Raw genomic sequence first — 13,698 nt, 5'->3', positions numbered from 1 at the left:
TCACCGGCGGTTCAGGCGCGGGTGCGGCCGGCGACGTCGTAGAGCCACACCTTCTCGTCGCCGCCGACGGCGAGGACCTTCCCGTCCGGGCTGAACGCCACGGCGGAGGCCTTGCCGGGGAGGCTGATCGGCTTCCCGACCTCCTTGCGCCCGGCCACGTCCCACAGCCGCGCGGTGGAGTCGTTGCCGACGGTGGCCAGCATCCGCCCGTCCCCGCTGAACGCCATGCCCTGCGGGGCGTGATCGCTCGCGGGCACCATCTCGCCGAGCGGAGCCGTTCGCTGGACGTCCCACAGCCGCACGGTCAGGTCGGCGCCCCCGGTCGCCAGCGTCCGGCCGTCCGGGCTCATCACCGCCTCCGTGATCTGGACGGTGTGCCCGCGCAGGGGCTGCCCGACCACCTTGCGGGAATCCACGTCCAACACCCGCACCAGATCCCGCTCGGTGAAGGCCAGCAGCCGCCCGTCCCCGCTGAACGCGATGAACGACATGATGTTCGCCTTGTCGAAGGTGAGCCCGCTCACCTCCTTGCGGGATCCGGTGTCCCACACCTTCAGATGGGAGCCGATGGCCGCCAGCCGGTCCCCGGCGGGGCTGAAGGCCACGTCGCTCACCGGGGCCGGATCGTCGGAGAAGTCGAACATGGGGATGCCGAGGGTCGCGCCGACCTGTTGGCGGGTCCGCACGTCCCACACCTTGATGCCGCCGTCCATGCTGGCGGTGAGCAGCAGCCGCCCGGCCTTGTCGAACCTCGCCTTGAGGGCCGACTTGGTGGCGATCTTGAGCGGCTGGCCGGACGGCCGCCGGGTCTTGGCGTCCCACAGCCGTACGGTGCCGTCCTCCCCGGCGGTGACCAGGAGGTCACCCGCGCGGTCGAACTCGGCGTGGTGCACGGAACCGGCATGGCCTTCCAAGACCGCCAGCGGCTTCGCGTCCGTACCGCCGCTCCCGCCGGACGCGCTCTTCTTGCCGGACGCGGGCTCGTCGTCGTCACCGCGCAGTGCCCAGGCGGCGGCGCCGCCGAGCGCGACGAGGCCGAGGGCGCCGCCGCCCGCCATCAGCAGGAACCGCCTCCTGCCCGGCGCCGGCGCGACGGCCGTGGGGGTAGGCGCCGATGCGGGCGGGACGTGCGGCGGCGGGGTCTGCGGGGCCTGAAGCAGCCAGGCGACCTCGGTGCCCTGCCGTGCGATCGTCTCGTGCACCGCGTCCGGCCAGGGCCGCGCGGACGGCGGGACCTCGCCGATCCACCGCAGCAGCTCGGCGGGCACCGGCCGTGCGGCCGGGTCCTTGGCCAGGCAGGCGGAAACGATCTCGCGGATCCGGTCCGGCAGATCGCCCAGCACGGGATCGGCGTGGATCACGTTCTGCAGGGTCTGCGGAGTGCTGCGCGCGTGGAACGGACCGTGGCCGGTGCAGGCGTACACCAGCGTCGAGCCCAGGGAGAAGACGTCGCTGGCGGTGGTCAGGTCCCGTCCGAGGGCCTGCTCCGGGGACATGAAGCCGGGCGTGCCGACCAGCGCGCCGGTGCGGGTGAGCTGGGTGCCGTCATCGCCCTCGGCGGCCCGCGCGATACCGAAGTCGATCACCCGCAGGCCGTCCTCGGTGAGCAGCACGTTGGACGGCTTCAGGTCGCGGTGCACCAGCCCGGCGCGGTGCACCTCGGTCAGCGCGGAGGCGAGCCCGGCGGCCAGCCGGAGCGCCGGCCCTGCCGCCAGCGGACCGGTCGCCGCGACGACCTCGTGCAGGGACGGGCCTGGAACGTACACCGACGCCAGCCAGGGCTCGGCCGCCTCGGGGTCGGCGTCGATCACCGCCGCGGTGTAGGCTCCGGCGACCCGGCGGGAGGCGCGGACCTCGCGGCGGAACCGGCCGCGGAACCCGTCGTCGTGCACGAACTGCTCGTCGACCAGCTTGACCGCGGCCAGCCGGCCGTCCGGCCCGCTGCCGAGCAGCACCCGTCCCATGCCTCCGCGGCCGAGCTGGGCGAGCATTCGGTAATGCCCGATCTGGCGGGGATCGGACGCCTCCAGGGGTCTCACGGCACACCTCCTCTGTCAAACAGACAATAGCGTCTGATTGATCAACGCGGAGGCCCCCGCAGTCATCCGTCACCACCCCGCCACGTCTCCCCGCCGCCCCCAGTGAGGGTCCGCGCCGCTGGCCCGCGCCAGCCGCCGACGTCCCACCTCGTCCCGCGACTGGTCTGGCCGCACGATAAGGAAGGCCGGGACGCTATTCGGGGGGCGACCGAATTCGTCTACGTGCGGTGACGCACCCGCGTCCAGGGCGCAGGATGGCCTCAATTCAAAAGTGCGCCGCAATCGGATCAGATCGGTGCTCTTACTGTCAAAATGTCATCACCTTGCCCGCATCCAACCCCCTTGCATGGCGGCCTGTCGTCCGCCGCCGCTGTCCCCGAACGAAGGACGACCGAACCTGGAAGTCCGGTTTGTAATGCAAGTGAACGAAACCGGCTCAGCGAATCGCCCGGCAAGTGGCTCCTTACGATCCACGTGCTTGACGGTCACACGAATCGGCCATGTCCGGCAGGAACGCCCCTGGCCCTCGGTGATGGTGCGTAAGCTTGGGCCGTATTGCGAATGTGATCGCAAGGAGTTGCGGTGACGGCCGACCCCCCGAATGTTGTCGAAGAACCGACGTTCAGCATCCCCCGGCCACCCCGCTTCTGGCCTTCGCCACTCGGCTGGGGAGCGGCATCTGCTGCCCTTGTTGCGCTGGTCTGTGCGGGGGCGTCCCTCGCGGTGCTGGTCGCGCGGCCCGGTCCGGTCGTCACGATCCGCGGGATCATGGCCTCCAAGCAGGACTTCTTCAACGACGAGAAAGTCCAGGACCTGTTACTGGAGCACCACATCCGCGTCGAGGTCACTCCGCGCGGCTCGGGAGAGGTCGCCGCGGAGGTCCTCGGCCAAAAGACCGAGTCCTACGACTTCGCCTTCCCGTCCGGACAGCCGGCTGCGGATCTGATCAGGAAGGAGCGCAGCAGGCGACGCCTGTACAACCGAACGACTTACTTGTTCACGAGCCCGATCGTTCTGGCCAGCTATCGCGAGTACGCCGAGACCCTGGTCGAGCGCGGTGCCGCGGAGCGGCATTCGGGAGGGCCCGGCGATGCGCTCTACTACACGCTGAGGACGGCGAAGTTCGTCGAGCTGGGCCGGCGGGGCAAGACCTGGAACGACATCGGGATCAAGGGCATCACCAACGGCAACCGGGTACTCGCCCGAACCTCCGGGGTGTGCCGGTCCAACTCAGGCCTCACCTACCTCGGCCTGGTCGCATACGTGGTCAACGGCGGCAAGCCGGTGCAGACCGAGACCGAGGCAGACCAGATCGCCAAGGAGATCGGACCGCTCATCACGGGGACCGGCATGCCGGAGTCAGAGCTCTTCTCGGTCTACGTCACGCCCGAAGGCAAGAGCCAAGGACCCATCGTGGTGGTCTACGAGCACCAGTTCTTCGCCTACCAGCAGGAACATCGGCGTAATTCCGGGCGTGTCGACACCGAGCGGGTGCTGCTCTATCCGGAGCAGGAGTTCCAGACCGACCCGGCATACATCTCCCTCAAACGCGGCAACGGTGACCGGCTCGGCCGACTGCTGCGCACAGATCCCGGGCTCAGGCGGCGCATGCTGGAGCTCGGCTTCCGGGTCGTCGACGACCCCTCGGACCGCGGGACCAAGCCGCTGTACGGGCTGCTCGAAGACAGCGGTGTGCCGGTGCCCGACGAGCGGACGGACTACACCCGCGCGGAGCTCCCGAAGCTGACCCTTCTGCAACGGCTGGCCGACAAGGTGGACGAGTGCCGATGATGAGGCGGCCTTCGCGGACGTTAGCCGGACTGATGGCCTGTGCGATGCTGGCCGCGGGCACGGGCTGCGCCTCGGACAAGCCGGACACGACGCTGCGAGTGCTCGCGAGCTCCGAACTCGCCGATATGCGCCCGCTGCTCGACGAGCTCCGGCGTGACACCGGCATAGCGATCGAGCTCGACTATCGGGGCACCGTGGAGGTCTCCACATCACTTTCCCAGGGAAACGACGACCACGACCTGGCCTGGCTGTCCGACGACCGCTATTTGCAGCTCAAGCTGCGGGCGGCGGGCGGGAAGCGGCTGCGGCCGCTGTCAACCGCGATCATGACGTCACCGGTGGTCCTGGGCGTGCGGCCGCGGACGGCCGAGCGGCTCCGCCGCAACGCCCCCGACTCGAAGCTGTCCTGGGCGGACATCGCCGACGGCGCCGCCGAAGGGCTGGTGCGCTTCGGCATGGCCGACCCCCGGCAGGCCAACAGCGGGCTGGTCGCACTGGTCGGGGTGGCCACCGCGGCCGCCGGTACCGGCAGCGCGTTGCGTCCGGAGGATGTCACGTGCGACCGGTTGCGCGGGCTGTTCTCCGGCCAGACGATCACCGCGACGTCCTCGGACGAGCTCATCGACGCCTTCGTCGCGGACCAGGGCAAGGCCGACGCGCTGATCGGGTACGAGTCGACGTTGCTGTCCCTGAACGCGAGCGGGAGCCTGCGCGAGCCGCTGGAGATCATCTACCCCGAGGACGGCATCGTGCTGTCCCGATACCCGCTGCTGCTGCTCGATCCATCGCGCCGCGCCGCCTATGACAAGGTCGTGGCGTGGCTGACCCGCGCCGACACGCAGCGGAAGATCATGCAGCGCACCCTGCGCCGTCCACTCGATCCCAGCGTGAGACGGGATCCGCGGCTGCGCACTGAGATCGGCAATGCGCTGTACTTTCCGGACCGGCCCGAGGTGATCGACCGGCTGCTGGCCAACTACGACCCCAGTGCCCGGACGCCCGGACAGGTGATCTTCGTGCTCGACTACTCCGGCTCCATGAGGGGCGTGCGGATCAAGGCGTTGCGATCCACGTTCGAGGACCTGATCGGCGGCGACGGCTCGTCCATCGGCAAGTTCGTCAGGTTCTACCAGGGCGAGAAGTTCATCCTGATGCGCTTCGGGGAGAAGGTCCGGGCAGAGCGAGACTTCACCATCGCCGACCAGCGTGACGCCGGTGCCATCCGCGACTTCCTCAGCACCGAGAAGTTCGAGCGGAGCACCGCCGTGTGGTCTGCGCTCGACCACGCTTACCGGCGTGCCGGCGAGCTGAAGCGCGCCGCCCCGGGGCGGCCGGTGACCATTGTGCTGATGACCGACGGTCTGAACAACGCCGGCATCGGGCTGAACGACTTCCTCCGCCGATACCAGGCTCTGCCACCGCAGACCAGGGCCGTGCATTCGTACACCGTTCGGTTCGGCGAGGCCGACCCGGTCGAACTGGACCGCGCGGCCAAGGCGACCGGCGGACGCATGGTGGACGCCAACGCGTCCTCCCTGAACCTGGCCTTCAAGCAGACCCGCGGCTGCTCTTGACCTCAGGAGGCACCGATGCCATTGCTGCTAGCGATCTCAGCCATTGCCGGTTGCTCCGCAGTAGCGCTCTACTGCGCGCACAGGGTCAGAGTGAGTCGCCACCTGTCGACTTGGGTGATGAAACAGAAACCGGGGTTCTGCTTTTATCTCGACGAGCGAAACGCCATGGACCTCTACCTCCAGGGCGACTACCCCTACCTGCAGCGTTCGGTGGAGAAGACGACCCGCCGCAACATCGTGTTGGAGTTGCTGTTCCGGCCCCTACGCGGGGGCGTGCGGCGTGTGGCCGGGGAAGAGCAGGTCACCAAGTACTTCGAGGAGACGAGATCGATCACGGTCATCGGGCGCATCGTCCGAGCGCTCGATAAGGAGAACGACATCGTGTACGTGGATCTCCTCACCCGTACGATCGCGCCGAACGCCGGCCTGGACCGAGCGCTGAAGCCGCTGTTCGGTGGGCGATCGAAGCGGGTGGACGTGGCCCGGCTGCGGGACCTGGAACCTGCCGCCTTCGTGTCGGTCGAGGGACGGTTCACGGTCAGGGACGAGTCGGGGGAGATGACCACGTTCGTGGCCCCGTACGGGGACTCCAGCGACCGGGTGGTCAGCGTGTCCTGCGTCACCGAGCAGCTGCGAGACGGCAAGACCCCGGACGGCGCGTTCCGGGCACGCTGCCTCGGCAAGATCAGCTGGGATCCCAGCACGGGTGACGTGAAGATCTCGCCCGTGCTGGCCATCTTCCAGTAACCCACGACCGCGTCGGGCTCGTGCTGAAGGAGTGGGCTGGTTCCGGGTGGCGCCGCCGTGGAGAACAGGCCCATGAACACCGATGGGCACTCGCGAAAGAATCACAAGTGCCCAGACCATGCGGGGTGCGCCGTCAGGGACTTGAACCCCGAACCCGCGGATTAAGAGTCCGCTGCTCTGCCAATTGAGCTAACGGCGCCTGTCGTACGGGCCTCGGCGGTGGGCCGGGGTCCCTCGCGACAGGAAGAACAGTATCAGGCCCTGCGGACCAGTGCGAATCGGTTTACTCCCGGGCCGGAAGGACGCTCATCATGCCCCGCCACAGGGCGATCGCGGTGGCGCGGGAGCCGACGCCGAGCTTGGCGTAGATCCGGTTGACATGGTTCTTGACCGTCTTCTCGCTGAGGAAGAGCTGGCGGGCGATCTCGCCGTTGGAGCGGCCGGTGGCGATGAGGTCCATGACCTCGGACTCGCGGGCGGACAGGCCGAGGGTGGTGCGGGACGCGTGGCGGACGCCGCGGACGAGGTCGTGGGCCGTGAACGAGCCCGGGACGAGGTGGCCGCAGGCGCCGGCGCGGAGAGCGGCCTCGACGGCGGGCTGGTCCTCCGAGGCGAGGACGAAGACGCGGGAGGACGTGCTGAGCGGCAAAGCATGATCGGCGGCCGCCGTGTCCAGCAGGACGATGTCGGGGCGCAGGCGTTCGGCCAGGGGGACCGCCGCGGCGGGATCGGGGGTGTCGGCGACGACCTGGAACTCGTCGCTGGCGTCCAGCACGGAGATCACGTCAGCCCTGCACCGTGGGTCGCCGTCCACCACGAGTACGCGCAGCGGAGCCGTCTCGTCGACACTCATCCGTCGCCCTTGGCGTGTCGTTGACATTTCTAGGCTCGGAGCATAACCGCATGATCTTCGAGAGTCGATGAATCCCGCGTTCAACCCCACGATTCGCACCGGGATTCCTCGGGGTGGCGCAGTCTCCAGCCGTCCAGGTTGCTTGCTATGTCCAGATTTTACCCATAAAATCACCCTAAAATTTTGGAGGTAGGGGTGACCTGGACGCTGAAGCCTGGTGACGTGGTTGTTCGTCGGGAGCTGCATGACCAGTACGGCGGGCGACGCCAAGGAGGAATCGGCCCCTCCCGGGTGACCTCGAACGTGCTGCTGTTCACCGACCCCGTGAAGGGCCACCAACACGGTTACTTCGACGGTTGGGGCGACGACGGCTGCTATCACTACAGCGGTGAGGGTCAGGTCGGTGACCAAAGAATGGTTCAGGGCAACCTGGCAATCTTGAACCATCGCGCCGATGGACGGGCTCTGCGCCTGTTCCGGGCTGTGCAGCCTCAAGGCATGCAGTACGTGGGCGAGTTCGAACTAGACGAGAAAGTGCCGTTCTACCTAACTGACGCTCCGGAGACCGGAAACGGGCCAGTCCGCAGCGTCATCATGTTCAGACTCAGACCCCGCGGAGATGTGAAGCACGAGGGAGCCCGGATACCGAAGACGCCCTCGGAGAAGCCCGTCGTGCTTCGCATACCTCCCGAGGAGCAGCGTACTGAGCGCACCTTGGTCGATCCGGCTCGTGAGCCGTACGAAGCCGAGCGCAGAGAGAGCACCCTCGTTCGGGCCTACGCCGACCACCTCATGTCGCTAGGCCACGAGGTCGTACGTCATCAGATCAATCCGCCCGGTGAAGCGAAACCGCTGTATACCGACTTGTACGACCAGACCATGGATGAGCTGATCGAGGCAAAGGGAACGGTGACCCGAGAGGGTGTCCGCATGGCGATCGGGCAGATCCTTGACTACCGCCGCTACATCGATCCCCAACGCGTCGCCGTCCTGGTGCCGACCGAACCTCGCCGTGACCTTGTCGACCTATGTCGCTCACTAGCCATCGACATCATCTGGCCGGACCAGACGGTCTGGATGCGCATCTCTGAGCGGCACCCCAGCGACACGAACGAGAACCACCCGTGGGCTGGTCCACTCTCGCCTTACTAGATCGTTTATGGGATACGCAGCTTCGTGGCGTGTCTGAAGGGCCACGCAACCGGGCTGGCAGCCGAGATCGTGGCATTCGATCTGCCTCCTGCCACCTCGGACGAGGGAGCGGAGCGCCTGCCGGTCCGGCAGCTAGGCCGTCGGTACACCCTTCGGGAAGACGTGTGAACGCTCCAAGGTGGGGAGATGTGTCCATTCGGTAAGGTCTTTGTCCTTCTCGCCTGGAAGCATCAACGAATGACCCCTGACTTAGTGACGTGGCGTCACAGTCTCCGCTGCTAGATGCGTGTTCACTGGCAGCAGACGAGGCGTTCGGAGTCTGTTGCGTGGACGTGGACGCCCGCCAAGAGGCGGCCATCCGGGAGTGCAGCCCGGATGGATCGCCTTTTCGGCGTGCCTAGATACCTACCGATCTTCGCGCGGTCACCGCTAGCGTACGAGTGGCTCGTCGCCGGACGCGCGCAAGGAAGTCGGAACTGCACACCTCTTTCCTGCGGTAACTGCGAGTCCTGGCAGCGGGTTCACCCCGCAAGTCCACGTCCACGCACGGAGCTTCAGGAGGCGCCTTTGCAGCAGGACCCCACCGCGATCACGGTCGGGGCGGTCATCACCCTCGCGCTGTTCGGGCTTATCGCGTTCATCGTGCATCGCACACAGAACGCTCCGGCCGGACGACCAGCGCTGGTGCTCACAGCGGCCGCTACTGTGCTCGCCGCGCTCCCTGCCATCCTGTTCGCTCTTTACGGCGGGTAGATGGTCAGGTCAAATCCAGAACGGGGAGGGCAGGGAAGCGGCTCATCGCACCTGCCCTCCCTACCTGAGCTTTCGGAAGAAGCGTTCTGGTTCGCTCTTGACGGCGATCGGCAGACTGCCCTCCGCGAAGCCGGGTGCTTCCGCGTCTTTGCGCGGGGGACCCCGATAATGCATCAGGGAGATGAGTCCGACCATGTGGTCGTCATCGAAAGCGGTTGGGCAAAAGTCACCTCGGCCACCGCGGATGGTCAGGAGGTTGTGCTTGCCGTGCGCGGCCCAGGAGACCTCGTTGGAGAGAGTGCGCTGACCGGAGGCCGGGAGCGGTCGGCAACGATCAAAGCCCTGTCCAACGTTCGCGCCCTTGTGATCCCTGCCGCGCGCTTTACAGCCTTCCTTGATGCCCACCCGGAAGTATGGCTGCTGGTCAGCTCCACTGTGGTGCGGCGTCTCGATGACGCCGATCGCCGGCTCCGGGTGCACCTCACCAGCCGGGGTCTCGAGCGTCTCGCACTGCTACTGGCTGATCTCGCTGAGCTGTCAGCTGGACGGGTCCCGCCCGGCCCAGACGGCAGCATCGAGATCGGCCCGCCGCTCTCCCAGGAGGAGTTGGGGCGCTGGATGGACGCGTCCCGCGAAACGGTCGCGCGTTCGCTGGGGGCCCTGCGCCGGCAGGGGCTAGTCCGAACGGATCGGCGAAAGATCACCGTCGTCGATCCTTCGGGTCTGCGAGCTTTCGGCCGCACTTCCCGAGCCCAGCACGGCGAAGCAGGCGTCTCAAGACCACGCTCAGCCCGCTTCCCGCACCGGAGGTCCGGGCGGCTGCGGGTGACGTGAGACATGAAGAAGCCCTGGTCATCCTTGCGGGGACCAGGGCTTTTCGTTGGGGTGAGTGAGGGGACTTGAACCCCCGACATCTTGGACCACAACCAAGTGCTCTGCCAGCTGAGCTACACCCACCGTGGCCGGGATCGCTCCCGGCTCCCAGTAGTGTAGCGGTTTCTTCGGGGTGGGTCAGCCGGAGGCGACCTGGGAGGCGATGGCGCGGGCCGTGTCGGAGTCGGGGCCGGGGGGCTGGACGAAGACGGCGGCGCGGTAGTAGCGCAGTTCCTGGATGCTCTCGGTGATGTCGGCCAGGGCGCGGTGGCCGCCCTTCTTCTCGGGGCTGGCGAAGTAGACGCGGGGGTACCAGCGCCGGGCCAGCTCCTTGATCGAGGAGACGTCCACCATGCGGTAGTGGAGGTGGGCGTCGAGGGACGGCATGTCGCGGGCGAGGAAGGAGCGGTCGGTCGCGATGGAGTTGCCGCACAGGGGGGCCTTCTTGGCGTCCTTCACGTGGCCCCGGATGTACTTGAGGACGATGTCCTCGGCCTCGGCGAGGGTGACGCCGCCGGGGAGCGCCTCCAGGAGGCCCGACGTGGTGTGCATGTCGCGGACGACCTTGGTCATCTGGGTGATGGACTCCGGCGGCGGTTTGATGACCACGTCGACGCCCTCGTCGAGGATGTTGAGCTCGCTGTCGGTGACCAGTGCGGCTATCTCGATGAGCGCGTCGTCGCGCAGGTCGAGTCCCGTCATCTCGCAGTCGATCCAGACCAGCCGCTCGTTCATGCACTCACCCTACGGCCATGAACGACTGCGCGGGGCATCGCGGGCGATCGATTTAGGAGGTCACGCGCCGGGCGATATGTCCTGGAACGGGGATGCCGGGGCGGAGGAGTGGGTCGGGGGCGGGAACGCCGAAGGTCCGGGTGACGGGGACGACGCCGGCCCAGACGTCGAGGGCGTAGTCCTCTTCCTCGTCGCCGGGAGGGCCCTGCCGCACCTTCACGGAGGCTTCGTCCAGGGAGAGCGCCAGGACGGAGACGCCGGCCAGTTCCTTGCGGTTGGGTCGGCGGGCCACGTCCCACTGGCCGGGGGTCAGTTGCTCGGTGATGACGCGGAGGCCGGTCAGCTTCTCCTCGGGGTCGTCGACGAGGCGAGGCGTCCCGTAGACGACGGCGCTGCGGTAGTTGATGGAGTGGTGGAACAGGGAGCGGGCGAGGACGAGGCCGTCGAGGTGGGTGACGGTGACGCAGACGTCCTGGGACGGTCCGGCCCTGAGGCTGCTCGCGCCGGTGGATCCGTGCAGGTAGAGGGTGTCGTCCAGGCGGCCGTAGCCGGTGGGGATGACGCGGGGGGAGCCGTCCACGACGACGCCTAGATGGCAGATCAGGCCGTCGTCGAGGATCTCGTACAGGACGGACCTGTCGGTGCTGGAGCGTTCCGGAAGGCGGCCGAGACGGGTGCGGGCGGTTGAGGAGAGTGGGTTCATGTCCGTTTACGCTAGGAGGCGAGTGGCCTGGCCGGTATGGCCACTTGGCGCGTATAGCAGGTGACCACTTTGTCGATCGATCTGCCTCTTTCCGTGGAGCGGGACGCTCAGCAGCCGATGAGTGCGCAACTCGTTGCGCAGCTGCGTTCCGCCATGGGGGAGGGACGGCTTGCCGCGGGCGAACGGCTTCCGTCCAGTAGGGCGCTGGCCGGTCTGCTGGGTGTCAGCCGGACGGTCGTGACGGAGGCGTATGAGCAGCTCTATGCGGAGGGCTGGCTGGAAGGGCGCCATGGGTCCGGCACGTACGTGACCGAGGGTGTGGCTGCCGCGCCTATGCCGAGGCCACGGCTGACGACGAAACCGGCGCGGAGGGCGGCGGCCCCTGGCGAGATCGACCTGAGGCCAGGTCTTGCATGGGTCGGAGCACTGGACACGCCCGCGTGGCGCAGGGCGTGGCGGCTCGCTGCGGGCATGCCGCCGCAGCAGCGTCAGGACCCGCATGGTCTGCTCGGCCTACGGCAGGCCTTGGTCGACTACATCAGGCGTAGTCGTGGTGTGGTCTGCCCTGTGGACGGCCTTCTTGTCACGCGGGGGGCGACGAACGGGCTCGATCTGCTTGCCGCGACCGTCCTTCGTCCTGGTGACCGGGTGGGTGTGGAGGAGCCCGGCTACGGCAGGGCGCGGGCGGTCCTGAGGGGACGGGGTGCGGAGCTCGTTCCGTGTCCTGTGGACGAGCACGGCCTCGTCGTCGATGCTCTGCCCGATGACCTGCGCCTCGTGTACACGACGCCGTCGCACCAGTTCCCGATGGGAGGCGTGCTGCCCGTCCCGCGCAGGCAGGCTCTGCTGGCATGGGCGAGGCGCAACGGGGCGCTCATCGCCGAGGACGACTACGACGGAGAGTTCCGCTACGACGTCGCCCCTCTGCCCGCGCTCTACGGGCTGGACCCGGACGTCGTCGTCTACCTGGGCACGACCGCCAAGATCCTTACCGCGGACATGGGCGTCGGCTGGTTGGGGGGCCGTCCCGATCTGGTGGCGGAGGTGGCGCTCCGGAGGGAGGAGCTGAACGACCGCACCGCCGTGGTGCCGCAGGACGCGCTGAGGCTCCTCCTGGAACGGGGTGACCTGGACAGGTACGTCCGCCGGATGCGCGGGGAGTACGCGCGGCGCCGCGAGGTGGTGGTGCAGGCGCTGGACGGCCTGCCGCTGCGCGGCGACACGGCCGGGCTGCACCTCGTGGTGGACGTCCCGGAGGCGGTGGCCGCGCGGGTCGTGGACGAGGCGGCACGGCGCGGCGTCGTGGTGGAGACGCTGGACCGCCACCACATGGGTCCCGTGCGCGCGTCCGGACTCGTGATCGGCTACGGCTCGGCCGCGACCCCGGCCGAGCTGCGCAAGGGGTGCGAGATCGTCCGGACGCTCGCCGGGTAGCGCGTCAGTTGGACAGGGGCCCGACCGGGACGGGCTCCGACGCGGGGTGCAGCGGTCCGGGGCGCGCGGGCGGCGTCTCGCTCGGCGCCGGGCGGAGGGTCTCGGGCGTGCGGGGGCGCGGCGTGACCAGCCGGGGGCCTGCGGGGGCGCCGGGGAGGCGGGGTTTGGGGACGGGGGCGACCGGGGTGTCGGGGCCGGTGATGCGCCGGATGTCGATGCCGCCGGGGTCGGGACGGTCCAGCAGCGGCACCTGGGACGCGCCGTAGTGCCCGCCGCGGGCCCAGTCCTTGCGGGTGCGCTGCGCGTGGTACGACTGCGGCGACGGCAGCGGGGGGCCGGCGGGCCAGCGGCGCGCGACGCCCCACGCGTCCAGCCACTGGACGATCGCCTCGACGCCGGTGAGCGGCGAGCCGGTGAACGGCGACCGCGACTGGCCCACCACCATGATCTGCGCGCAGACGCGGCCCTCCCGCCCGAGCGCGCCGCCGAGCAGCCGGGCCGCGCGGGTGATGGGCAGGAGCTGGACGATCTCACCGGTTCCCGGGTGCCACACCAGGTGGGCCGGGCGGTTCTCCTTCAGCAGGTCGGCGGCCACCGAGCGCGCGGAGACGGTGTGCGGGTCGTGCTCCTCGGCGCACCAGACGACGCGGGGAGCACCTCCCCGCAACGCTCCGCCATCGTTCGGTGCCGGCATGCGGCCGGCTCTTGGCAGCCATGCGTCTGCCACGGTGCGTTCCCCCCCAATCGGGCGGTTTGACCCCCGAGTGGTCTCAGTTGCTTCTCTTAGCCCAGCGAGACTCGTACGGCTCGCCGCGTCGTGGCGGGATGACGGCTGACGACGCCTCAACCGGCTTCGATCAGGTGTGGCGGCAGACGGGCACCCCGCGTGTCCGAGCATTCCACCTTGTGTCACCTTTTTCCTCCCGGGAGTTCGGTCGACTTGCTCACCCTGGGGGAAAGAGGGGCTGAGGGTCGCCGCGTTCGCGCAGGTCAGCGCCGACCTCGAAGATCGGATTACACGCGGCCGCAAGTCGGCCGGAAGTG

The 13,698-nt window shown here is 68.5% G+C and carries 12 protein-coding genes and 2 tRNA genes; 7 read left to right on the top strand and 7 right to left on the bottom strand.

The annotated features are described in order from the left end of the window. Positions 1–11: 11 nt before the first annotated feature. A complete protein-coding gene (locus AB0K37_RS13320) occupies positions 12–2,039 on the bottom strand; it encodes a serine/threonine-protein kinase (protein ID WP_363979407.1) in 2,028 nt (675 codons plus the stop codon). Positions 2,040–2,621: 582 nt separating this feature from the next. On the opposite strand from AB0K37_RS13320, the gene AB0K37_RS13315 reads away from it, so the two are divergent. The 3 genes from AB0K37_RS13315 to AB0K37_RS13305 all read left to right on the top strand — a co-directional run bounded on the left by AB0K37_RS13315 (position 2,622) and on the right by AB0K37_RS13305 (position 6,151). Further along, positions 2,622–3,830, top strand: coding sequence for a hypothetical protein (locus AB0K37_RS13315; protein ID WP_363979404.1), 1,209 nt, complete (start codon positions 2,622–2,624; stop codon positions 3,828–3,830). Positions 3,831–3,874: 44 nt separating this feature from the next. Next, positions 3,875–5,404 carry a VWA domain-containing protein gene (locus AB0K37_RS13310; RefSeq protein ID WP_363979401.1) on the top strand — a complete coding sequence of 510 codons (1,530 nt, stop codon included), beginning with the start codon at positions 3,875–3,877 and terminating at the stop codon, positions 5,402–5,404. Between the two features lie 117 nt (positions 5,405–5,521). Then, positions 5,522–6,151, top strand: coding sequence for a hypothetical protein (locus tag AB0K37_RS13305; RefSeq protein ID WP_363979398.1), 630 nt, complete (start codon positions 5,522–5,524; stop codon positions 6,149–6,151). Between the two features lie 126 nt (positions 6,152–6,277). Here AB0K37_RS13305 and AB0K37_RS13300 read toward each other — a convergent pair. Both AB0K37_RS13300 and AB0K37_RS13295 read right to left on the bottom strand, forming a co-directional pair. Further along, positions 6,278–6,350: transfer RNA gene (locus tag AB0K37_RS13300), tRNA-Lys, on the bottom strand. An 84-nt stretch (positions 6,351–6,434) separates the two neighbouring features. After that, positions 6,435–7,004 carry a response regulator transcription factor gene (locus AB0K37_RS13295; RefSeq protein ID WP_363979395.1) on the bottom strand — a complete coding sequence of 190 codons (570 nt, stop codon included), beginning with the start codon at positions 7,002–7,004 and terminating at the stop codon, positions 6,435–6,437. Positions 7,005–7,199: 195 nt separating this feature from the next. On the opposite strand from AB0K37_RS13295, the gene AB0K37_RS13290 reads away from it, so the two are divergent. The 3 genes from AB0K37_RS13290 to AB0K37_RS13280 all read left to right on the top strand — a co-directional run bounded on the left by AB0K37_RS13290 (position 7,200) and on the right by AB0K37_RS13280 (position 9,743). Further along, positions 7,200–8,156 (top strand): restriction endonuclease, encoded by a 957-nt coding sequence (locus tag AB0K37_RS13290; protein ID WP_363979392.1) that lies wholly within the window; start codon positions 7,200–7,202, stop codon positions 8,154–8,156. 567 nt (positions 8,157–8,723) lie between these two features. Beyond that, positions 8,724–8,909, top strand: coding sequence for a hypothetical protein (locus AB0K37_RS13285; RefSeq protein WP_363979389.1), 186 nt, complete (start codon positions 8,724–8,726; stop codon positions 8,907–8,909). After that, complete coding sequence (locus AB0K37_RS13280; protein WP_363979386.1) at positions 8,910–9,743, top strand: Crp/Fnr family transcriptional regulator; 834 nt, start codon at positions 8,910–8,912, stop codon at positions 9,741–9,743. Positions 9,744–9,790: 47 nt separating this feature from the next. Here AB0K37_RS13280 and AB0K37_RS13275 read toward each other — a convergent pair. The 3 genes from AB0K37_RS13275 to AB0K37_RS13265 form a co-directional block, all read right to left on the bottom strand. Continuing rightward, positions 9,791–9,866, bottom strand: a tRNA-His gene (locus AB0K37_RS13275). A 54-nt stretch (positions 9,867–9,920) separates the two neighbouring features. Beyond that, positions 9,921–10,517, bottom strand: coding sequence for an oligoribonuclease (gene orn / locus AB0K37_RS13270; protein ID WP_363979383.1), 597 nt, complete (start codon positions 10,515–10,517; stop codon positions 9,921–9,923). A 52-nt stretch (positions 10,518–10,569) separates the two neighbouring features. Next, entirely contained in the window at positions 10,570–11,220 is a 651-nt protein-coding gene (locus AB0K37_RS13265) for a pyridoxamine 5'-phosphate oxidase family protein (protein ID WP_363979380.1), read from the bottom strand. A gap of 117 nt (positions 11,221–11,337) precedes the next feature. Between AB0K37_RS13265 and AB0K37_RS13260 the strand changes: the two genes are divergently transcribed. Beyond that, positions 11,338–12,654, top strand: coding sequence for a PLP-dependent aminotransferase family protein (locus tag AB0K37_RS13260; protein ID WP_363979377.1), 1,317 nt, complete (start codon positions 11,338–11,340; stop codon positions 12,652–12,654). Between the two features lie 4 nt (positions 12,655–12,658). Here AB0K37_RS13260 and AB0K37_RS13255 read toward each other — a convergent pair whose 3' ends face one another. After that, on the bottom strand, positions 12,659–13,348 hold the full coding sequence (locus tag AB0K37_RS13255; RefSeq protein ID WP_363979374.1) for a hypothetical protein: 690 nt from the start codon (positions 13,346–13,348) through the stop codon (positions 12,659–12,661). Positions 13,349–13,698 lie beyond the last annotated feature (350 nt).

Origin of the sequence: Actinomadura sp. NPDC049753, assembly GCF_040674655.1 — a bacterium.
GTDB classification, from domain to species: Bacteria; Actinomycetota; Actinomycetes; order Streptosporangiales; family Streptosporangiaceae; genus Spirillospora; species Spirillospora verrucosospora.
The sequence above is the reverse complement of the archived record's forward strand: the minus strand, read 5'-3'. Positions and strand labels throughout refer to the sequence as shown.